Genomic DNA, 19,092 nt, shown 5'->3' on the forward strand with positions numbered 1-19,092 from the left:
TTCATTATTGTCATAAAACTAAATGATGAGCATTTGACTATCTATTCCTTTCAAAAATTTTGTACAAGCCATCGTAAAATGTTTTGACTAATGTATATCTATTGTTGACGTCTCCTTTAAGTCTCTCTCCTTCTAAAATTATAGTCCCGCCCTTAATGATCACGAGGTCATAATAGCCTTGTTTAATTTTTTCGACAACTTCGTTGTAGTTTCTCTCCGTTATCATTTCTACTTTGGACTCAGGGAAGAAATAGCCAGCATATGTATATAGGTAAGGTGTTACTAGAACCGTTCTCGCGTTATAATTCTTGGAAGCCCAGGAGAGAACTTCTGTCTCTCCTCTACCAGTTTTGTTCCAAAATTCTTGCAAGTTATATGAGGCATTGAATAAGAGTATTAAAATGACACCTACCCCAATACCCTCAAAAATTGCCTTATGGGGAATGTTCTTTGTTTTTTCCACAACTCCTTGGATACCTTTTGCCATTATTAGGGCCATAGCAGGGGTTGTAAATGTTATAAATCTCGTCTCTTTATGTGTCACGGTGAGTATTCCCATTAAGCCCACAAAAAACCAGGAAAGAACTAGCAACCCTTTTTCATTTCTTTTTGTGAAGAATATTCCCAGGGCCAAAAGGAAAAGGGGGATATAACCTATGTCCTTTACAAGTAGTTCAAAGAATTCAAAAGTCGAAACTGGCTTGTCAAGTGTCACTACTCTAGAGGCTATCTTAAAGGGCCTAAATGCTCCTCCATAGTGGAGATGGCCAAGATAGAGCCAGGGAGAGAGAGTAAGAAGTAGTATTAGGAGGCCGATTATATACCTTCTCTCTTTTATCCAATTCCACTCCCTTGTTAGGTATAGGTACACAACAAAAACTCCCAGGATCACTAGTCCAGTATATCTCGCTAATATTGTCAGTCCAGCGAAGAAAAACGATAAAACAGTATAAAGTTCCCTATTCTCTCTTTCCCCCAAATAAAAGAGGTACATGGAAAGCGTAAAGAAGAAAGTGAATTCAGAATGAACGAGGGTTCTCTTAGCCATTGTAAATGCCAAAGGGTTGAAGACATAGAGAAGTGATGCAATTATTCCAAACTTTCTACTTCCCAATAACATCTTTCCAATTTCATAGGTTAATAGTGCTGTTAGGGTGTAAAACAGAAGGGAGATAATCCTACTTGCAGGCAGGTGGAAGTCATAGGGAAGGAATTTGAAAAATAAACTTAGAGTATATGGATACAGAGGTGGCCTATACATCATATAAACGCCCTGATAAGTAAACCCCTCACCCCGAGCAATGCTCCTTGCAATATTTATATAGAGGGCTCCATCATATGTGAGCGTTGAGTTTGGGGGAAACGTTAAAATTCCTATTATCAGGGGGATTACTACCGCTAGTAATCTTATCTTATCTTTCATTCTTCATCACAAAAGCTTTACTAATGAATGCCAATAAAAATATTGTGGTCAATTTAGGTACATCTAATCCTATCTCAATGAATACTGTTAAAATCGAGAGTAAAAATGCATGAGCCCACTTTACTCCTCGAGCTTCCCTGATTGCAACTCCCAAGATTAAACCTTCTAGCAGTCCAAGCACTCCAAAATCAAATGCAGGCTGGCCATAAATTGTGTATGTATACCTAACGTTTGTACCAAAGAATGAGGCTACCTTGTATCCGGGGATTAGTGTGGGGAGGATAAGCAACTTCCCCCAGGGCATCGTTATGTGGAAAATTCTTTCATAGACGAGATAAGTAAAGGCAGGTCTGCAGAGAGCTCCTTGAATAAAGTTGTAACTCGGTTCGGCCATTCCCCTGAGTAAAAACGCTACAATGACACCTATCCCCCCGATTACCAATGCTTTTTTGTTAAGCTTTGGATATGTAGAATAGACATACGCCAATAAAACTAAGAGGGCCACGATTCTAAAGGTTGAGATTGCCGAGATAATTATGCCTAGGACTAGTAAAGTTAGAGAGGGGTAAATTGAAATTGCGAGAGCTAAGGAATAGCCTGAGAGAACGTAAGAGATTGCAAGGGGCTCAAACCTTTTTTGAGGCTCTAGTATTGGGACTATCCCATAGAAAGCTGGAATTAGTGGGAGAATAATCGCAATGAGAACAGACAATGTGAAGAGCATTTTGTCTTTTTCTTGAATTTTTTTCTTTGAGAATAGGAGAAGACAGATTGCTCCAAAAGCTATGAAAGCTATCCATTCAAGCCCTATCTTTATACCAACCAAAATACTCAGAATTATCCATCCATACCTGGGAAAATTAAAGTTAGACTTAATTCCCAAGATTATTGCTCCTATAAACGCTAGGGCATACAAAAGTGGAAAGATTTTTGGTACGGCATGAAAACAAAGAACTTCCCCAATAACAGCTGAAAGAAGAAATAGGAGGTTAAAAAATATGAATGTTTTCTCAAGCTTTAGCATGACTTTCCCTCCAGAAAACTATGAGGGCTAAAATAAACATCAGATAAACGGGAAGATCCAAAATTCCAGTTTCAACTCCAACTATCCCGTAGGCTAAGGTAGAATAGTAGAGGGCCCTCCCCACATTTGACTTCAAATTTTCCATGGCTCCATAATACATTCCCAGGAAAAACATTTCAATTCCCGAAAGGATTCCGAAATCTAGATACATTCCTCCTATGAGAGTTGCCGTTGTTGTAACTCCAGAAACACCTAAATATCTAGAGATCAGCATCCTGGGCCCTAGTCCTCCAGTTAAGTAAGAGGTTATTCCAGAAAATTGTAGCTCTCCATGATAAAACCCTACTAGGCTACACCTTTTCACTATAACGTCGAGAACAGAAGTTGTCCCTTGAATTCGAACTAGGAATTCTGTGCTTCCCCTAAGTATTGAGAGAAGTAGCGCAACTATGCCTCCTATAACTCCCACTAGGAGACCTTTCTTTATAGTTCCTTCTTTCATCTCATACAAGTATGGGAGGGCTAAGGCTATTGCTGAAGTTAGTATAGGAGTTCTATATCCGTAAAGAGCAACTAGAAAAGGAAATGAGAATCCAATCTTTTTTCCCTTTAAAACTAAGTATACTGAGGAGGGAACTCCAAAGAGATAGGTAAGTGCTGTTAGCTTTGGATTTAGTGAGGTTCTCAAATATGGATGGAAAACTGGTATGTCTCCAACTTTAACGAGATTTGCAACTATTGCCAGGAGGGAGAGGATTAATCCTATGTATCCCCACCAAACTTCTTCCTTAATGGGATTCAGCTTAAGTTTTCCACCCTTCTTGCTTCCGAGGTTATATCCATAGACAAACAGAATTGAAAATAAACTAACTACCCCTATGGTCTTAATCCTAGCCAATCCCAGGGAAACAAAGGCCGTGAGGAAAATTGGAATCGCTAGAGGCAGTCCTCTCATTAGCTTCTCACCTCTATTAAAGTAAGCTTATGTGTCCTGTTTTCGGAGTTTACAAGCAAGATCCCATAGAAAAATACCCTCTTTCCTTTCAAGTTGTCTCTAAGTATCTCTACAGGAACCATGCTGGCAGTTAAAATTGCATTGTTTCCAGAAATTTTATTTATTGTTATTGAGCCATAAGTTGTGTAATCGGCAAGGTATTTTAGCTTCCCAATTTCTATTATGCTTATGTTCTCAACGTATATAGTTCCGCTGAACCTCTCTGAGTACGTTTCTTCCTTTATATATTTAGAGAACTCCTCATATCCCTCTCCCTCAGTTCCTGGGACTTCATAGACGTAAACTTTTCCCCTCTTTATTACCTCTATATGCTTTGCCCTGAAATTTTCTTTTGTGGCGGCTGGCCCCCCGACTGTTACTCTAGTTCCATTTACAATAATCGTGATCGTTGATCCCTGAGCGGAAAATAATTCTCCTGAGATAATCTTTCCATCAACAGTTTCAACTTTAATAGTGACGTTAAATCCTCTCACGAGATAATTCATAGCGTCATTTGAAGCCTCGTAAATCTCTCCACCCTGATAGTGCTTTACCGAGAGCGTTATGGCAACTCCTACTATTCCAATAATAACTATGGCAATAAGAACTACTTTCGTTAGCTTGTCCATTTACTACCCCCTATATGGAAAAAGCATAAAAAGATATTAAAACTTAATCATTGCCATGAAACGAAGAGCAGTTGTTCTGTTTTCTGGAGGATTGGATAGTACAGCATGCCTGTACTGGGCTAAAAAGCAGTATGATGAGGTCATTATGCTCACCGTAAACTATGGAAGCAACGAGGAAAGAGTTACAAACAAGGTAGCGGAGTACTTCTCAAAAGAGTTAGACGTAAGGTTAAAAATTGTTAAGCTGGATTTTTTGAAGGAATTCTCGGAAATAAGGGGTAGCTCTCTTGTGGGTGGAGAAGTTCCAAGAGTAACTGCAGAAGAGCTGGAGGATATTGAGAAAGCGAGCGAAACGGCAAGAAGTGTCTGGATTCCAGCAAGAAATCTTGTTTTAATAAGTGTTGCTGCATCTCTCCTGGATGCCTTGGGTGGGGGAGATATAATTGTAGGGTTCAATGCTGAGGAAGCTACAACATTTCCAGACAACTCGAGAGAATTCGTGGAAAAGTTAAACGAGGCTCTAAGGTTTGCAACCCTAAATCCGGTAAAAGTTGTTGCCCCTCTAATAGATTTGGACAAGAGGGGAATTGCAAAGTTGCTTAAAGAGCTAAATGCGAAGTATGAGTACTCAAACTCCTGTTATAACCCAAAGGGTTTCACTGAAGATGGAAGGCCAATTCACTGTGGAGAATGTGAGAGTTGTGTGAGAAGGCATAAGGGTCTTATTGAGGGGATTGGAGAAGATAAAACAGTTTATGCAATTACTCCCAGGATATAGTCCTAAGCAAGAATTCTGCAATACTCCTTGCCAGTGGTGGTGGGACAGCTTCTCCTACGCTATCGAACTGTATGTTCCTACCACCGAGGAATACAAAATCGTCTGGAAATCCCATTATCCTCGCCTGTTCTCTGACTGTTAGTGGTCTATTTTCAAACGGATGAACGAATCTACTACTCCCTCTCACCGTCGGGGCTGACTTGTAGGGATGGAGCCTCACCCAGTTCATGAATCTTCCAAATCTCTGTGCTCCTTCTCCCCACTTTAGGTAAGGAATTTTTCTTGCCACTTTGGAGGGGGGATTGAATAGCTCGTTGTTGGGGGCATCAAAGGGAACATCTTTAAGTACATCCCACACTTTCTTAGGCCCTTTAACTTTATCTGGCCTTATCTTAACGTTAGAAATGAAGACTCTTCTTCTAATTTGTGGAACTCCGTAGTCTAAGGCATTTAAAATGTTAAATTCTATGGGATATCCGGCCTTGTCGAACTCTCTTATGAGGTAATCTTCGAGTTCCATAATCTGGGGGACATTCTCCATCACAAAGACCTTTGGCTTTATTTCCTTTACAAACCGTATGAATTCTAAAACTAACCTGCCTATTGGATCTCTGTACAGCCTATCCTTTGGATTCTCCATTCTTCTGGAATTTATAGCTGTAAATGGCTCACAAGGGGGCCCTCCAATTATAACATCAGCTTTTGGAAAATCTTTGGGGTTTAGAGCCTTTATATCGGAAACGTACACTTTAACCTCGGGAAAATTAAAGGAGTAAGTCTTGGCTTTTGGCTTAAAATTTTCAACTGCAGAGATAATTTTGAATCCAGCAAGTTTAAATCCAAGAGAAAAGCCTCCAGCTCCAGCAAAAAGATCAATAACAGAAGGCATTCAGCTCTTCACCGCCTTCTCCCATGCCTCTAAAACTTCTTTTGCTCTTTCAAAAATCTTCTTTGCTGCCTCTTCTAGGGCTTCTTCTGGCGTTATTTCCCCATCGGTAACTACCCTAAACCTGGGCTTTCTTGCCATTGTTATTGGGTGTTCTATTGTGTATGCTGTGAACTTTACGTGTGGATTTTCTCTTAGGGTCTCGACCAATAAGTTTGCAAATGTATGGTCTTCTCCTTCCAGATAAAATTCAAGCAGATTCTCTTCCTTCTTTATCACTTCTATCTTCATCCTTATCACCCTCTAAATACTCTAACAACTCCTTTAGCGCCTGCTCTTTGTTCTTTACAAGTTCATATTTAAACTTATCTTCCTTATACTCTGCTATTCCCAGGTCAACAAGGAGGTCTAGAAGTTCTTCTGGGTCAATTTTATATGCAACAGATACTGGAGCAACAACTTCCCTTATCTGTCTAGTTGTCTGTAGGGCTATTTGAGATAACACTTCATTCAATCTCCTTACAAGCTCAACTATCTCCCTCCAAGGCATTGAGGATTTTATGTAATCTTCTTTTACTTCCACTCTCTCCCCTAGAAGCTCAAGAGTTTTGATTAGGATTGGGAGTGAAATATTCGCGTTTGCTTCCCTGAAGATATCTTCGGGATAATATGTGTACAATCCTTTCCTGTCTGGGTATAATCTCCCACGAACCCTCTTGTGGGCATCTCTTATGGCCCTTATTGCCTCTCTAATTTCTTCTTTTGTTCCTTGGACATTAACCTTTAGAGAGTCTAACTTTCCATGTATGTAAATGAATGCCGAGAGATTGAGCCTCTGAACTTCTTTCATGAATTCTTCTTTCTCTATATCATCTCTCACGTGAAGCACTATAACTTTCTTGGCCCTCATAGCTTCACCTTCCTATATAGGCTCGATAACTTTCTGGTCTCCACGTTTCCACACTTAGGACATACCAACTGGTTTCCTCTCCTCACTAAGGGAGTTTTGCATTTTGAACAGAACGCATACACTACTCCAAGATCTGGATCTTTTGTGGTCAACTGAATTGGACTCTTTTCGTCTGTAATTACTCTTGCCCTCACTATATCACCAATCCTAAATTCATTTCTTAAGTCTTCCACAAAGCCATCTTTTACTTGAGAGATATGTATCCCAGCCAGCTTTGACATTGCTATTTCCCTGTCTCCCTTTCCCTCAATTTTTATCATCTTCAAGAGGACTGCTTGTTGCTTAATGTCTATTACCCTTGCATACACGATGTCCCCCACTTTTGGGATTGGTGGAGTACTGGAGGCTGGTTCTAGGCTTATCTCAACTTTATCTTTATTAATTCTGACCCATCCCGCTCTTGTAGAGTAAAGATTGCCGTCCTCAACTATGACTCCTTCTCCTGGGAGATACTCTTCAATTACTCCGAGATAATCCCCTGGAAGTACAAAATCTCCGTCTTTGACTGTTTTCTTCTTTTCTTCTATCATCGTCTCTCACCCTTCAAAATTTTTCCTTCTTCAATTTCCCTTCTAACCCTGATTGTGTCTTCTACCACTCTTCTCTTATTGAACACTCGGGCTATTCTTTCAATTGCCTCGAGTTTTCTCACAATTCCGTCTAACCATGTAAAAACATCTCCAGGGTATAATATTAATGCATAGACCTTCCTAAAGTGCTCAGAGATTTTTGAGGGCTCGTATCCCTCTCTTCTTAAGTCAATGATCTTTCTCCCAATTCTCTCCATTGCAAACTCCGTACAGTCTTGCTCTGGGCAGTTGAAGAAATCTTGGTATATTAGGAATAGCCTTTCTGCAGCATTTGGGCTTATTTCGGGTATAATCTTGTCAAGCTCTTCTAGCACTGATGCAAAGGAGCTTGAAAAGATGTTTGAGCTTATCTTTCCTCTAACAGCTGACTCTATTTCCCTCTGGAGCGATCCTGGGAGGTAAACGTTTTCGAACGGTAGCAGTTTAATTGCTATCTCAATTGGATCAGTGCTCTCCAAGTTATCTCTGATGAACTCTGCCTCCCTAGGAAGTAGGAAACTCATGCTCACCGCCCTTCCATATGGGGTTGCTTCAACTTTATCTCCATATATTTTGACGAGCCCCTTTTCCATAAGTTTTTCCAAAACATTTTTAGCACTTTGGTTTGCTCCCAGGCAGAGGGATTGAACTTCTTCAATAACTTTAAGTCTATTAAACACACAGGCATGAGCTAAGACATTATCCTCTTCAAATTCATCGCTCCACTCAACAATTACTGGTTCTATGGGTGAAGTCAAGAGCTTGAGGGCGACTTCATCTTCAGTTCCCTCCATCTGAGCTGAGTACTTTTTCCCAGGCTCGACTATTATGTAAACTTTACCTTTCTCATGGTACTGTGGCCTTCCAGCCCTGCCAAGCATTTGGTGAAACTCCCTAACTGTTATCCACTTGTTTCCCATGGCCAAGCTTTCGAAGATGACTTGGGATGCTGGAAAATCAACTCCCGCTCCTAAAGCAGCTGTTGTTACAACTACATCAATCATTTGAGCTTGAAACTCCATTTCGGTAAGCTTTCTCTGAACATAGGGGAGGCCCGAGTGGTAGGCCTTAGCCTTCAATCCCTGCCCCGTTAGGAATGAGGCAAGCTCATGGCATCTTCTCCTTGAAAATGTAAATACTATCGTCTGCCCCTTGAATCCCTTCTCGCTCTTTCTCATGGCCTCGGCTTTGCACAGCTTAGCTATATACCTCCACTTCTCACTCTCATTTCTCGCAATTATTAAATGCCTCTCTAAGTCAACGGGCCTTTCATCGTAAAGCACTAGTTTCATCCCTAGCTTCCTGGCTAACTCCTGAGGGTTTCCTACGGTTGCTGAAAGCCCAATAAATTGGGCATTTGAATAGAGCTTCCTTAACCTTGCAATGAGCCCATCTAGCCTAGCTCCTCTCTCCTCATCATCGAGCATGTGTATTTCATCTATTACAACCGTTCCAACGTTTCCTATCTTTTTACCAGCTCTGAGAAGGTAGTCTATTCCTTCGTAAGTCCCCACTATTATGTGTGCATCTGTTCCAGTATCCAGAACTATTGGCTCTTCCTTGGTCTTTATCCTGCTCATTCCGACTCTAATGGCTACTTTTAATCCAAGCTTTGAGTATCTTCTCTTGAAGTCCTCGTACTTTTGGTTTGCTAAAGCTACTAGAGGAACTAGGAACAGCATTTTCTTTCCCTTTAGAGCCTTAGGAATACCTGCAAGCTCTCCGATTAGAGTTTTTCCACTCGCAGTTGCTGAAACCACCAATAAATTCTCCCCCTCTAGGAGGCCGTTTTTAATCGCTAGCACCTGAACGGGGAGTAGTTCGTTTATTCCTTCGGCCTTTAGAACTTTTTTGAATTCTTCGGGGATGTTGAGCTCATCTATATGCATCTTCTCGACCCTTATATGCTTGGCCTTTAGCTCATCCCATTTTGTTATCTCTGGATGCTTAGTGGGGTCAAAGGATGGATCAAAAATTGAAATCACCTTGTCTAAATCTCTGAATCTCTCTAAAAGCTTCTTTGCCTGTTCAAGCATTCCTATGGAATTAAATCGAAATCTTAACTCTCTCTTCAACTCCTCCTCGGCACAACTTTCACATATGTATTCATCTCTGTATCTTATCCTGTTTCCCTCAGTGAGTACTGTAATCTTCCCATTGAGAAGGCAGAGCCTACAGATGTCAGCTTTTTCAACTCTTTTGTTCATTAACCTCTTCTTAAAGTACTCTTCCCACTCGTTGGCATTCACCAGAACTATCCTTGAATTTCTAAGGGCTCTCTCCACTTCCTTTGGATTTAAATACTGACTTCCTTCAAGAGCTTTAAAAAGTCTATTATCTCTCATTATGAGCCTAACTACCCTATCAGCTTTTAAATTTCTTCTTTGAGAGAGCTTTTCTGGAGGGTTTTCAATTATAAAAGCCTCGAGCTCATTCTTTTTTCTTCCTGGTCTTACAACTATTAACATCTCACCACCTATAGGAGAGTTACCCCACCTTCTTTAAAGTTCTCTAGTATTATTGAAACCTTAATCCTCCTTGCCATGTTCTTTAAATAATCTCTCCTAATTTTTTTAAGGAACTCATTTAAGCTATCGACATCTCTAAATGTTGCTCTAATTGTCAGCTGAAACTCTCCAGTTTTCTTATACACATCCTTAATGTTTTCAAGCTTTAAAATAGGCCTTATAAGCTTTGATAACTCATCACTCTCTGGATCTGCTAGCTCAATCTCAATTAGAGCTGTTAGGAACTCGCCTAGAAAGGAGTGATCAATTATTGCAGAATACCCCTTAATTACACCAAGCTTCTCTAACTTCTCTACTCTATTTTTTATTGCAGCAGGCGTTAATCCAACTTTTCTACTGAGCTCTGTAAGCGTAGCTCTTCCATTTTTACTTAGCTCTCTTAGGATTATCTCATCAACTTCGTCAATGCTTGGCATGGTCTTAATTATTCATCGTCTTTTAACTCCTTTTCTATCTCCTCTATGTTTCTGAGTATCGTTTCCTTAATCTTTTTGAGAAGTTCGGATGGAGAAACTGCGGTATATGCATAACCTAGCCACCCTCTTTGGACTAGTGTTCTCTTGAGCAATCCCTTTTTGTAGAGACTTAGTACATGGGCCCTTACACTTCTCTCACTTATTCCTAGCTCTTTTTGTATCTCTTTAATCATCATATTCTTTTTCTTTTCGAGGAGAAGCTTATATATCCTGATCTCGTTCTTTTTCAGACCAATTACTTTTAGTAACTCTTCCAGCCTCTCTATACTCTTGTGTTGTCCCATTTTCTCACCTATGAATGCTTTTCTTCATAGGTTAATTAAGAAAAAAATGGTTAAAAACTTTTTTACTCGGCCCATTCATCATCTGGTATGGCTTCCCTTTTTGCTGGGATTATGCAGATGAACTCAAATGTTTCGGAATCCTCGTTTTTATATCCGTGTGGTTCATTTGGAGGGATGTAAATGTAACTCCCAGGGACTACCTTAAACCAACTCTTTCCATCCTTAGTTAGGTATCCTTCGCCCTTAACCACAAATATTTCGTGCTCCCAGTCGTGACTGTGGATGGGTATCTCTCCTCCCTTTTTAATGACAAAATATCTCATTGCAAAGTTCTTTGCTCCTATTTTAGGGCTTATAAGCCATCTTATGGTTGTTCCTTCGGCATTTGGGACCTCCTTCTCTGGAGTGTCCTTAACATGGCCTATGTACATTTCGCATCACCAGGAAATATATCGGGATATATGTATTTAAACTAATCTATGGATATTATTTGGGGTTGCCTATGCAGTTTGATGCAAAAAATGTATTTTATAATGTTGTTGAAATATCTAAGTTCCACAGAATTCAAGGTTCTAGCGGTTTAGTAGAGGCGGCTAAATACATATATGACAGAGTTAAGGAACTTGGGTTGGAAGTGGAGTTCTTGGCGGATATTTACGATGGAAAGACAATTCACCTAACTCTCCCCTCTCCAATCGCTTGGGATGTAGTTGAGGGAGAACTAGAGATTGGTGAAACTAAGCTAACGATAAAAGACTCTCCCCTCCTGGTGATGGCCCATTCCCCAAGTGGCGAATTTGAGGGGGAAGTAGTTCCGATTCTAAATGAAGATGACTGGGAAAAGGCTGAAGGAAAAATTGTTTTGGTTGGAGAAAAATGGAGAAATGCCTATGAGAGGGCTAATGAGGTTGGAGCCAAAGGATTTATAGCATATAGGAAAGGAACTGGGAATGCCTTTCCCTATATAGGGCTCTTTTTAACAAAAGAAGATCTTAAATGGGCCAAAATCCCAGCAGTTGCAGTTCCTGAAACCATTGCAAATGAGATAATATCAAAGGCCAAGAAGGGAGGAGTAAAAGCTAAAGGTAGGGTAGTTACGGAGATAAAGGACAGAGAAATACTCCCAATTGTCTATGCAAAAGTTGGGGAGCCTCCTTATCTGCTCTTCTCTGCCCATATCTGCCATCCAAAGCCAGGAGCCAATGATAATGCTTCAGGGAGCGCTATGTTAATTGAGATTGCAAGGGTATTAAAAGATAAGTATGGAAGAGTTGGATTTGCATTTCTCTGGATTCCCGAGTATCATGGAACTCAAGCATTCATTCCAAGGGCAAATTTAGAGGAAATTTATGCAAACATAAACCTAGATATGGTTGGGGGTAGTGAGGATAGAGCGAAATCCACAATAATGCTTGTAAAAACGCCTCTTTCACGGTTCTCAGTTATTTCAGGAGTTTTGGAAATGTACCTTGAGAAGTTCAACTCCGGAGGGAAGACATTTTCTGGGAATAAACTCCCACTAATGAAGCTGAGGACTTATCCATATGAAATGGGCAGTGACCATGACATATTCAACTTCTTTGGAGTCCCTGGGACAATGCCAATAACTTGGCCAGACAAATTCTATCACACCTCAGCCGATACTCCAGAAAAGTTGAGCCTCGAGAGCCTTGAGATTATTGGAAAGGCCGTTGTATCGACTGCAGACTTTTTAGCTAATGGGAAAAAGGAGGAAATTGAGAGAGTGGCGAGGGGGTATCTAATGAAGTACTTGGGAGAGCTCTCAATTGAGAGAAAGCTTGAAGTTGCTGAGCTTTTGGCCATGAACGGACTTTCTAGGGATTCTAAATTCTTAGGATTATCCATGGGCCAGGAGATTAGTGAAGAAGGTTGGGTTGAGTGGACTAGGAAGGGATTAGTGAGTGTGAGGTTCCTCAAGAGAATAAACAAAGAAAAGGGTGAAGAATTTGAGCGCTTAGTTGAAGATGACAGAATGACTAGCTGTTACATTCATGAGTTCCTAATGTTAAGCGAAGTCCTACCCGAAGAAAAAGCCTGGAAGGCATTAAGAGATGAATACGGAAAAGTAAATGAAGAGAAAGTTAAAAGAGCGATAGAGATCCTTGCAGACCTGGGAGTAATAAAAGCTAGGTAGCCCAAGTTACGTGCCTATTAATTACGTACCTAACTCCAAAGGAAAGGACAATTCCCACTAGGTTTGCAATTAAGTAGTGAATTCCCAGGAAGAGGAGGATCCAATAGACTATGAAGTTTACAACAGCTCCGCTAAGAGCAGCTATGTGGAACTTAAATAGTCTTGAGAATATGCTTCCTCTCCTTATATCTTTGAATGTCCATATATCGTTCCAGAAGAAGTTGTTGAGTATCGATAACTCAACGGCTGGAATTACGGCTATTTCCTTAGGAATTCCCAGGTTGACAAAGAGCCAGAGAAATCCCTCATTGACTAAAATGCCAGAAAGTCCTACTATCGAGAACTTCACTATTCTATCAATTTCTCCCTCCCATTTCATAAGTCTATAAATATGCCTCAAGTATTCGAATATGGTTTTTCCTTTGAGCTTGCTCTCCCCCCTTGCTCTAATTCCAAATGTGAAGGGAACTTCAACGACCTTGCTGTACTTCCCTTTTATTAGAATCTCCATTAAAATCTTAAAGCCTATGGGGTTTAGCTCAACTCCTTCGACGACTTCCTTCCTTAGTGCAAAAAATCCGCTTACTGGGTCCTTTATGTCTCTAATTTTTGGCAGGGCAATTCTCCCAACCATTATCGCTCCCTTGGAGATTAACTTCCTGTAGAAAGGCCAGTTCTCTACTTTTCCCCCTTTAACGTACCTACTTCCAATCGCTATATCTGACCCGTTTTTTATTGCCTCAATAAGCTTTGGAATTACTTCTGGTGGATGCTGAAGGTCTGCATCCATCACGACAAAGACATCGCCGCTGGCCTCTTTAAATCCCCTTATTACAGCTGATGATAGGCCTTTTTCCTTGGTTCTTCTAATAACCTTTACTGGATACTTTGAACTTAGCTCCTGGGCCTTTTCCCATGTCCTGTCTGGAGAATCGTCATCTACAACAACTATTTCATAATTAAGACCTTGTAATGCATTATCAATCCTAGAAAAGAGCTCCTCAAGATTTTCCCTCTCATTATATGTGGGTATTATCACTGATACCTTCATTATTTAGCCCCAGAATAAGAAAAAGGAAGAAGATTTAAGGCTTTCTGACAACGAACAGAGCGTGGTCCTTTTCATATGGCTCAAGGTTTAACCTTTCAATGACCTCGAAGTACTCTGAAAGTTCCCTTTCAACTTCCTTAAAGACCTGTTCTGGCTCCTTAGTTACGTCAATGCTCCTGCTCTTCACAGCTATCATTCCATAACCGCCTCTCTTGAGGTATGCCTTAGCATTGTCTATGAGTATCTTTGCTTGGGTTGGTTGGGCAACATCCTCAAAAATCACATCAACTTTCGTGACCAATGCCCTGTACTCTTCTGGCTTTGTTGCATCTCCTAGGATTGGGATTATATTCCTTCTCTCCTCTACAATCGGAACGAGCTCTCTAAGAACTCTTGGAGAGAACTCTATTCCATAGATTTTTCCTTCCCAGCCAACTATGTCGCTTACGTGGGATGCCGTAGTACCGCTGGCTATTCCTAGGTAGAGAACGCTCTTTCCTGGCTTTATCGGGAAGTTCTTTAGGCCGTTAACTATAGCTGCCCCGAGCTTTGAGCGGTGAGGATTCCATATTCTGTATTCCTCTCCTTCCCACTTTATAACCCTCTCACCGTAAACCCTCTGCCCTGGGACTAGGTTCTTCGTTGCTATCTTCTCGCTCCCGTCATCGTCAATAACTACGTAGACCCCAGGGAACTTGTGCTTTTTAACCTCAACCATTTAAATCACCTCCTTCTGGGCTTTTCCTTCTTTTTCTTCTTTTTCTTATCCTTCTTCCATGGTTTCTTGCCTTTTCTTTCTTCTCTCTTCCTCTTTGGCGGCTTTGGATACTTCTCTTTGATTTCCCTTATCCTAGCCTCTAGCTCCTTCTTAAGCTCTTCAGCTATGTATTCTCCCGAGAAGTAGTCAACTCTTGCAGCTATGGCTAGCTTTCCGGCTAAAGCTCTAGCTATCTTACCTCTCTGCCACCATGGAGAGCGGTTTATGGCCGGGTATTGGTAGATGACACCGTGCTTTGGTGGCTTTGCACCAGTCCTTAAGTGTCTGAACAAAGCTTTTTCTGCACCAAGCACTTGAATCGTTGATGAGGGCATCATTGCCAATTCTCTCAATCCTCCAGCTAAGCTTATTAGCCTTGCAGCGAGCTTTGCTCCAACCAGTGCCTTTAGGTTTGGCGCGACATCGTCCATTGCCCTGTCTATGTAATCCTCCAACTTCTTTCTGAGCTGATAAAGCCTGTCTATTTCCTCTGCAAGTTGCCTAACTACCTCTATATCAGTCTGATCCATCCATGCACCCATTGTTTTCTCCTTGGCCTCGAGAATCTTCTTTATCTTCTCCTCACTTAGACCAAGTTCCCTGAGCACCTCTTCGTTTATGTTATCCCTATGTCCGACCGTTTTAACAAAGGCCACATACTGTGGGTGCTTTGGAAGTAGCTCATCCAACTCTGGGAAGTGGAGAGAGTACCACTCCCTCAACCTAGCTACAAGAAGGTTGATTACCTTATCCACATCATCTAATGCCTCTATTGCTTGAATTACCATCTTGTCTCTTGCACCACTCTGCTCTTGGATTCTCATTCTCGTTAGGGCTACTCCAACCTTGTAGTACTCCTCGAACCAGTTCTCTCCCAGGAACTCTTCTGGGTTGCTCCTAAGTCTTTCTCCTGCGATGTTTGGAAATTCTGTTGTTGCACTAAAGCCGAGTTCCTTTGCCCTTCTGCTGAGTTCTGGGTGCTCAAAGACAAATTCATCGTAGCCTTTCTCTTTTAGGCTGTTTAGAAGTTCCTCTAAATCCTTTGTTATTTCCCCTTTGAGCAACTGGTCGAGCACTTTCTCCGGCTTATCGGTGAAGTACCTCTTTTCTATCAAATTCCCATTTTCGTCAAATGCGTAGATTCCCCTAACGTTCTCTGAAATAAAGGCTTTCATTATCATCACCCTATCAGCTGGTCTTGACTCCAAGTATAAAAGAGTTGGGCTAAAAGCTAAAAAGATTATCTATGGAGGAGGGCTCTAAGGTATTTCGCTACAATGTCAATTTCATAATTTACCTTTTCGCCTGGTTTAAGAATTCCTAGATTTGTATTTTTTAGGGTATATGGAATCACTTGAATCCAGAATCTCCTCTCTTCTACTTTTGCAACTGTTAAAGAAACTCCGTTTAGGGCAATTGAACCTTTTTCCACAACTCCCCATTCTTCGGGAGGCATCTCAAATGCCATCCAGGTTGTGTTTCTGCCTCTTTTTGACGTTAAAAACCTTACAGTTCCGTCCACGTGCCCTGTGACAAGGTGTCCGTTTACCCTTCCTCCAAAAGGAAGGGCCCTTTCTAAGTTTACTATTTTTGCCTCCCGTAGATTTGTTCTAGAAAGAGTTTCCTCTCCTACGTCGAATACTGCGACTCTCCCATCAAAGGAGATAACAGTTAGGCAGACACCATTTACCGCAATGCTATCTCCAGGTTTAACTGGGAAGGGCATTTCTACGTAAAGCCTATTGTTCCGAAAATTTGCTCTTCCCATTCCCTCAATTATTCCACTAAACATTTCTATCACCTGGGTATGCGGTAACTAAAAAGCTCTTCCCGACTCTTTTTATCCCCTCTATGTGGAATTTAGGGGCTTCATTGATGTCTCTGACCTTCAGTATCTCAAATGGTTTTATCCCTCTCCCAAATATTTTTGGACCATAAAAGAGATACAGCTTATCCGCGAAGTTTAAGAATTCTCCCGCTATTCTCCCACCTTCAATTAGCACACTATCTATTCCAATCTCCCCCAACTTTTTCAAAATTTCAAAAGGTTCGGTGATTGGATATGCTTCGCATATTCCTTTGAACTTCTCTGGCCTTTTAGTGAACACTATAACCTTCCCATTCTCAAAAACACGCAATTTGTGCCCCTTCTTAATAAAATCTGCAACTTTTCCCTGGGAATCTAGTATCACCTTAAATTTTTCAGTACACCCCTTAATTCTGCAGTCAAGCCTTGGATTGTCTTGAATAATTGTGTTGGCTCCTACCATTATGGCCATGTGGCGTCTTCTTAACTTTTGCACTTCTCCTCTTGCTTTTTCATCAGTAATCCATTTAGATTTGAAATTTTGAGTGGCGATAAAGCCGTCCAAGGTTAGGGCGAGTTTTATAGAAACGAAGGGAATTTTTGTAGTAATGTATTTGACAAAAATTTCGTTGAGCTTTTTTGCTTCCTCTTCCAAAACTCCAACTTTTACTTCAACTCCAGCCTCCTTCAGTTTTTTAATCCCTCTCCCTGAAACCAGGGGGTTTGGATCAACCATTGCTATTACGACTCTTGAAATTCCTTCCTCAATAATTCTGTCTGCACAAGGAGGCTGTTTTCCCCAGTGAGAACAAGGTTCCAGAGTTACGTATAGGGTTGCTCCTTCAATGGTGTATCCTTTTCTTTTGGCATCTTCAATGGCATTAACCTCAGCATGCTTGTCTCCAAACCTCTTATGCCATCCAGTTCCGATAATCTTGTTGTCCTTAACTAAAACAGCCCCAACCATTGGGTTTGGATTCGTCAATCCCTCCCCCTTTCTGGCCAGCCTAAGGGCAAGTTTCATGAACTTTTCATCGCTCATTATTCTCACCTAATTTCCTGAAAAGGTTGGCCATTTCAATTGTAGTTAAGGCATACTCAAAACCCCTGTTTGACTTTATTCCAGACCTTGAAATTGCCTGTATCTCGTCTTCCGCCGGTACTATTCCAAATATGACTGGGATCCCCTCTTCCAAGGATACTTGTGCTATTCCCCTTGACACTTGAGAGGCTACTAGCTCGAAATGTCTTGTCTCCCCCTTTATTAAGACTCCAAGGGCTAATATTGCGTCGTACCCTCTCTTTGCAATTTTCTTCACCGTAATTGGGATTTCAAATGATCCTGGAACCCTAAAAATATGCACTTCCTCTACTCCATGCCTCTTGAAACAATCAAGGGCACCTTTTAGGAGTTCCTCTGTTAGAAGATCATTAAACCTAGAAACAACGACCGCTATTCTTAACCCCTCCCCCCTATAATCCCCTTCAAATGTTCTAACTTTCATACCTCTACCCCCGGAATTTTATGTCCAAGTTTTTCAACCTTTGTTTTAAGATAGAAGAAGTTGTATCTGTTTATTTCCCCAGGAAGAGGTATTACCTCTTCAATTTCAATCCCAAGCTCTCTTAGAGCCTTGACTTTTGAGGGATTGTTTGTGAGAAGTTTTATTTTTTCAATTCCAAGGGCTCTTAAAATTTGAAAAGCAACTTCATAAGTCCTCTCATCAGGAGCAAAACCAAGTGCCTTGTTTGCTTCTACGGTGTCTAATCCCCTGTCTTGAAATTCGTAGGCTCTTATCTTCTCTCTTAATCCAATCCCCCTCCCTTCTTGGTCTAGGTAAATTAACACTCCTCCCTCCTGGGATATCGTTCGGAGTGCATTCTCTAGCTGGCTCCCACAGTCACATTTTAGGGATCCAAGTGTATCCCCTGTTAAGCACTTGGAGTGAACTCTTACGAGAGGTGTTCCCTTAAACGGCTTTTTCACGAGCGCAACATGATCCTTAAAATCTAGGTCGTTTTTGAAGCTGTAAATTTCAAAGTCTCCGTATTTAGTGGGAAGCTTTGCCTTGCTGTAAACATGAATTAATTGCTTCCTTCTTACGAACTCCTTCCAAATCTCCCTTATTCTAATGAGGGGAAGATCATGTTCCTTGGCAAAATGGAAGGCATAATCTAAATTGTGGGAATACCCTTTATCGTCTAATATCTCTATAATGAGTGCATATCTCTTGAATCCTGCCATCTCTACTAATTCAAGGGAGGCCTCTGTGTGACCTTTTCGCTTATTTAATCCTAATCCTCCCAGGAGTGGAAGATGGCCAGGATATCGAAAGTTCTCAATTCCAAGTCCTTCTGCTACTTTTCTTGCGGTTAGTGCTCTTTCTTCCGCGGTAATGCCAGTGAATACATCTTTGTAGTCAACTGGGATTAGAAAGTTGGTCTCTCCTCCATTATTGGGAAGTTTAAAGAATCCTCGTTTTATTCCTTCTTCCATATCTAGAGCTAGGCAGAGCAAGCCTTTGGCAGAAAGCATAAAGTTTACGACTTTAGGGGTTGCAATTTCTGCGGGAAATACTAGATCAGCCTCATTCTCCCTCTCCTCGTCAATAAGAACTGCAGGTCTTCCTGAGAGGAAGCTGTTCCTAATTTCTTCGATGTTCATATTTCTCACAATATGTCTCAAGTATAGAACTAAAATTTAAATATTGTGTTCCAAAAATAAGACAGAAACTAAATGCAGAGCAAAGGTATAAATACT

At 41.0% G+C, this 19,092-nt stretch carries 21 protein-coding genes; 2 read left to right on the forward strand and 19 right to left on the reverse strand.

Features of this window, described 5'->3' with window-relative positions; genetic code table 11:
- Window positions 1–37 precede the first annotated feature (37 nt).
- From ACMFNG_RS03145 to ACMFNG_RS03160, 4 genes are read right to left on the reverse strand one after another with little or no spacing between them, the layout of a single operon-like run.
- Entirely contained in the window at window positions 38–1,423 is a 1,386-nt protein-coding gene (locus ACMFNG_RS03145; RefSeq protein ID WP_011011156.1) for an ArnT family glycosyltransferase, read from the reverse strand.
- Window positions 1,413–2,447 (reverse strand): hypothetical protein, encoded by a 1,035-nt coding sequence (locus tag ACMFNG_RS03150; RefSeq protein ID WP_011011157.1) that lies wholly within the window; start codon window positions 2,445–2,447, stop codon window positions 1,413–1,415. The genes ACMFNG_RS03145 and ACMFNG_RS03150 overlap by 11 nt, the downstream gene beginning before the upstream one ends.
- A complete protein-coding gene (locus ACMFNG_RS03155) occupies window positions 2,434–3,402 on the reverse strand; it encodes an oligosaccharide repeat unit polymerase family protein (protein ID WP_011011158.1) in 969 nt (322 codons plus the stop codon). The genes ACMFNG_RS03150 and ACMFNG_RS03155 overlap by 14 nt, the downstream gene beginning before the upstream one ends.
- A complete protein-coding gene (locus ACMFNG_RS03160) occupies window positions 3,402–4,070 on the reverse strand; it encodes a hypothetical protein (protein ID WP_011011159.1) in 669 nt (222 codons plus the stop codon). Before ACMFNG_RS03160 ends, ACMFNG_RS03155 begins: the two co-directional genes overlap by 1 nt.
- Before the next feature lie 55 nt (window positions 4,071–4,125).
- Here ACMFNG_RS03160 and queC point away from each other — a divergent pair, with 55 nt between their 5' ends.
- The gene (queC, locus tag ACMFNG_RS03165) at window positions 4,126–4,848 is read left to right on the forward strand and encodes a 7-cyano-7-deazaguanine synthase QueC (RefSeq protein ID WP_011011160.1); all 723 of its coding nucleotides are present in this window, start codon (window positions 4,126–4,128) and stop codon (window positions 4,846–4,848) included.
- Here queC and ACMFNG_RS03170 read toward each other — a convergent pair.
- The 8 genes from ACMFNG_RS03170 to ACMFNG_RS03205 form a co-directional block, all read right to left on the reverse strand.
- Window positions 4,832–5,737, reverse strand: coding sequence for a DNA cytosine methyltransferase (locus tag ACMFNG_RS03170; RefSeq protein ID WP_011011161.1), 906 nt, complete (start codon window positions 5,735–5,737; stop codon window positions 4,832–4,834). The genes queC and ACMFNG_RS03170 overlap by 17 nt on opposite strands.
- Complete coding sequence (locus ACMFNG_RS03175; RefSeq protein ID WP_011011162.1) at window positions 5,738–6,025, reverse strand: DNA-directed RNA polymerase subunit L; 288 nt, start codon at window positions 6,023–6,025, stop codon at window positions 5,738–5,740.
- Window positions 5,985–6,644, reverse strand: coding sequence for a DUF2067 family protein (locus ACMFNG_RS03180; protein ID WP_011011163.1), 660 nt, complete (start codon window positions 6,642–6,644; stop codon window positions 5,985–5,987). The genes ACMFNG_RS03175 and ACMFNG_RS03180 overlap by 41 nt, the downstream gene beginning before the upstream one ends.
- Entirely contained in the window at window positions 6,641–7,234 is a 594-nt protein-coding gene (locus ACMFNG_RS03185; protein ID WP_011011164.1) for an exosome complex RNA-binding protein Csl4, read from the reverse strand. The genes ACMFNG_RS03180 and ACMFNG_RS03185 overlap by 4 nt, the downstream gene beginning before the upstream one ends.
- Complete coding sequence (locus ACMFNG_RS03190) at window positions 7,231–9,741, reverse strand: DEAD/DEAH box helicase (protein WP_011011165.1); 2,511 nt, start codon at window positions 9,739–9,741, stop codon at window positions 7,231–7,233. The genes ACMFNG_RS03185 and ACMFNG_RS03190 overlap by 4 nt, the downstream gene beginning before the upstream one ends.
- Window positions 9,742–9,749: 8 nt before the next feature.
- Window positions 9,750–10,217: an Lrp/AsnC family transcriptional regulator gene (locus ACMFNG_RS03195; protein WP_011011166.1), complete on the reverse strand. Its 468-nt coding sequence runs from the start codon at window positions 10,215–10,217 to the stop codon at window positions 9,750–9,752.
- Window positions 10,218–10,225: 8 nt separating this feature from the next.
- The gene (locus ACMFNG_RS03200) at window positions 10,226–10,561 is read right to left on the reverse strand and encodes a transcriptional regulator (RefSeq protein ID WP_011011167.1); all 336 of its coding nucleotides are present in this window, start codon (window positions 10,559–10,561) and stop codon (window positions 10,226–10,228) included.
- Window positions 10,562–10,623: 62 nt separating this feature from the next.
- Window positions 10,624–10,992: a cupin domain-containing protein gene (locus tag ACMFNG_RS03205; protein ID WP_011011168.1), complete on the reverse strand. Its 369-nt coding sequence runs from the start codon at window positions 10,990–10,992 to the stop codon at window positions 10,624–10,626.
- A gap of 71 nt (window positions 10,993–11,063) precedes the next feature.
- Here ACMFNG_RS03205 and ACMFNG_RS03210 point away from each other — a divergent pair, with 71 nt between their 5' ends.
- Window positions 11,064–12,716 (forward strand): DUF4910 domain-containing protein, encoded by a 1,653-nt coding sequence (locus tag ACMFNG_RS03210; protein ID WP_014835487.1) that lies wholly within the window; start codon window positions 11,064–11,066, stop codon window positions 12,714–12,716.
- On the opposite strand, the gene ACMFNG_RS03215 is transcribed toward ACMFNG_RS03210, so the two are convergent.
- From ACMFNG_RS03215 to ACMFNG_RS03245, 7 genes are all read right to left on the reverse strand, one after another.
- Window positions 12,709–13,767 carry a glycosyltransferase gene (locus ACMFNG_RS03215; RefSeq protein WP_014835486.1) on the reverse strand — a complete coding sequence of 353 codons (1,059 nt, stop codon included), beginning with the start codon at window positions 13,765–13,767 and terminating at the stop codon, window positions 12,709–12,711. The two genes, ACMFNG_RS03210 and ACMFNG_RS03215, sit on opposite strands and share 8 nt — an antisense overlap.
- Window positions 13,768–13,801: 34 nt before the next feature.
- Window positions 13,802–14,485 (reverse strand): fibrillarin-like rRNA/tRNA 2'-O-methyltransferase, encoded by a 684-nt coding sequence (locus tag ACMFNG_RS03220; protein WP_011011171.1) that lies wholly within the window; start codon window positions 14,483–14,485, stop codon window positions 13,802–13,804.
- 5 nt (window positions 14,486–14,490) lie between these two features.
- Complete coding sequence (locus tag ACMFNG_RS03225) at window positions 14,491–15,699, reverse strand: hypothetical protein (protein WP_011011172.1); 1,209 nt, start codon at window positions 15,697–15,699, stop codon at window positions 14,491–14,493.
- Between the two features lie 65 nt (window positions 15,700–15,764).
- Window positions 15,765–16,316 carry a riboflavin synthase gene (locus ACMFNG_RS03230; protein WP_288073467.1) on the reverse strand — a complete coding sequence of 184 codons (552 nt, stop codon included), beginning with the start codon at window positions 16,314–16,316 and terminating at the stop codon, window positions 15,765–15,767.
- Window positions 16,309–17,373: a bifunctional diaminohydroxyphosphoribosylaminopyrimidine deaminase/5-amino-6-(5-phosphoribosylamino)uracil reductase RibD gene (gene ribD, locus ACMFNG_RS03235; RefSeq protein ID WP_011011174.1), complete on the reverse strand. Its 1,065-nt coding sequence runs from the start codon at window positions 17,371–17,373 to the stop codon at window positions 16,309–16,311. Before ribD ends, ACMFNG_RS03230 begins: the two co-directional genes overlap by 8 nt.
- Complete coding sequence (ribH, locus tag ACMFNG_RS03240) at window positions 17,363–17,836, reverse strand: 6,7-dimethyl-8-ribityllumazine synthase (RefSeq protein ID WP_011011175.1); 474 nt, start codon at window positions 17,834–17,836, stop codon at window positions 17,363–17,365. Before ribH ends, ribD begins: the two co-directional genes overlap by 11 nt.
- On the reverse strand, window positions 17,833–18,996 hold the full coding sequence (locus ACMFNG_RS03245; protein WP_288073466.1) for a bifunctional 3,4-dihydroxy-2-butanone-4-phosphate synthase/GTP cyclohydrolase II: 1,164 nt from the start codon (window positions 18,994–18,996) through the stop codon (window positions 17,833–17,835). The genes ribH and ACMFNG_RS03245 overlap by 4 nt, the downstream gene beginning before the upstream one ends.
- Window positions 18,997–19,092 lie beyond the last annotated feature (96 nt).

The sequence above is a fragment of the Pyrococcus woesei genome (assembly GCF_050496105.1).
Classification (GTDB): Archaea; Methanobacteriota_B; Thermococci; order Thermococcales; family Thermococcaceae; genus Pyrococcus; species Pyrococcus furiosus.

What these genes read in the sequence shown, in the direction of transcription:
- ACMFNG_RS03170 (WP_011011161.1), bottom strand. Translation starts at nt 5,737, where the DNA reads ATGCCTTCTGTTATTGATCTTTTTGCTGGAGCTGGAGGCTTTTCTCTT.
- ACMFNG_RS03220 (WP_011011171.1), bottom strand. Translation starts at nt 14,485, where the DNA reads ATGGTTGAGGTTAAAAAGCACAAGTTCCCTGGGGTCTACGTAGTTATT.
- ACMFNG_RS03190 (WP_011011165.1), bottom strand. Translation starts at nt 9,741, where the DNA reads ATGTTAATAGTTGTAAGACCAGGAAGAAAAAAGAATGAGCTCGAGGCT.
- ACMFNG_RS03175 (WP_011011162.1), bottom strand. Translation starts at nt 6,025, where the DNA reads ATGAAGATAGAAGTGATAAAGAAGGAAGAGAATCTGCTTGAATTTTAT.
- ACMFNG_RS03200 (WP_011011167.1), bottom strand. Translation starts at nt 10,561, where the DNA reads ATGGGACAACACAAGAGTATAGAGAGGCTGGAAGAGTTACTAAAAGTA.
- ACMFNG_RS03215 (WP_014835486.1), bottom strand. Translation starts at nt 13,767, where the DNA reads ATGAAGGTATCAGTGATAATACCCACATATAATGAGAGGGAAAATCTT.
- ACMFNG_RS03225 (WP_011011172.1), bottom strand. Translation starts at nt 15,699, where the DNA reads ATGAAAGCCTTTATTTCAGAGAACGTTAGGGGAATCTACGCATTTGAC.
- ACMFNG_RS03195 (WP_011011166.1), bottom strand. Translation starts at nt 10,217, where the DNA reads ATGCCAAGCATTGACGAAGTTGATGAGATAATCCTAAGAGAGCTAAGT.
- ACMFNG_RS03230 (WP_288073467.1), bottom strand. Translation starts at nt 16,316, where the DNA reads ATGTTTAGTGGAATAATTGAGGGAATGGGAAGAGCAAATTTTCGGAAC.
- ACMFNG_RS03245 (WP_288073466.1), bottom strand. Translation starts at nt 18,996, where the DNA reads ATGAACATCGAAGAAATTAGGAACAGCTTCCTCTCAGGAAGACCTGCA.
- ribD (WP_011011174.1), bottom strand. Translation starts at nt 17,373, where the DNA reads ATGAGCGATGAAAAGTTCATGAAACTTGCCCTTAGGCTGGCCAGAAAG.
- ACMFNG_RS03210 (WP_014835487.1), top strand. Translation starts at nt 11,064, where the DNA reads ATGCAGTTTGATGCAAAAAATGTATTTTATAATGTTGTTGAAATATCT.
- ACMFNG_RS03205 (WP_011011168.1), bottom strand. Translation starts at nt 10,992, where the DNA reads ATGTACATAGGCCATGTTAAGGACACTCCAGAGAAGGAGGTCCCAAAT.
- ACMFNG_RS03150 (WP_011011157.1), bottom strand. Translation starts at nt 2,447, where the DNA reads ATGCTAAAGCTTGAGAAAACATTCATATTTTTTAACCTCCTATTTCTT.
- ribH (WP_011011175.1), bottom strand. Translation starts at nt 17,836, where the DNA reads ATGAAAGTTAGAACATTTGAAGGGGATTATAGGGGGGAGGGGTTAAGA.
- ACMFNG_RS03185 (WP_011011164.1), bottom strand. Translation starts at nt 7,234, where the DNA reads ATGATAGAAGAAAAGAAGAAAACAGTCAAAGACGGAGATTTTGTACTT.
- ACMFNG_RS03155 (WP_011011158.1), bottom strand. Translation starts at nt 3,402, where the DNA reads ATGAGAGGACTGCCTCTAGCGATTCCAATTTTCCTCACGGCCTTTGTT.
- queC (WP_011011160.1), top strand. Translation starts at nt 4,126, where the DNA reads ATGAAACGAAGAGCAGTTGTTCTGTTTTCTGGAGGATTGGATAGTACA.
- ACMFNG_RS03160 (WP_011011159.1), bottom strand. Translation starts at nt 4,070, where the DNA reads ATGGACAAGCTAACGAAAGTAGTTCTTATTGCCATAGTTATTATTGGA.
- ACMFNG_RS03180 (WP_011011163.1), bottom strand. Translation starts at nt 6,644, where the DNA reads ATGAGGGCCAAGAAAGTTATAGTGCTTCACGTGAGAGATGATATAGAG.
- ACMFNG_RS03145 (WP_011011156.1), bottom strand. Translation starts at nt 1,423, where the DNA reads ATGAAAGATAAGATAAGATTACTAGCGGTAGTAATCCCCCTGATAATA.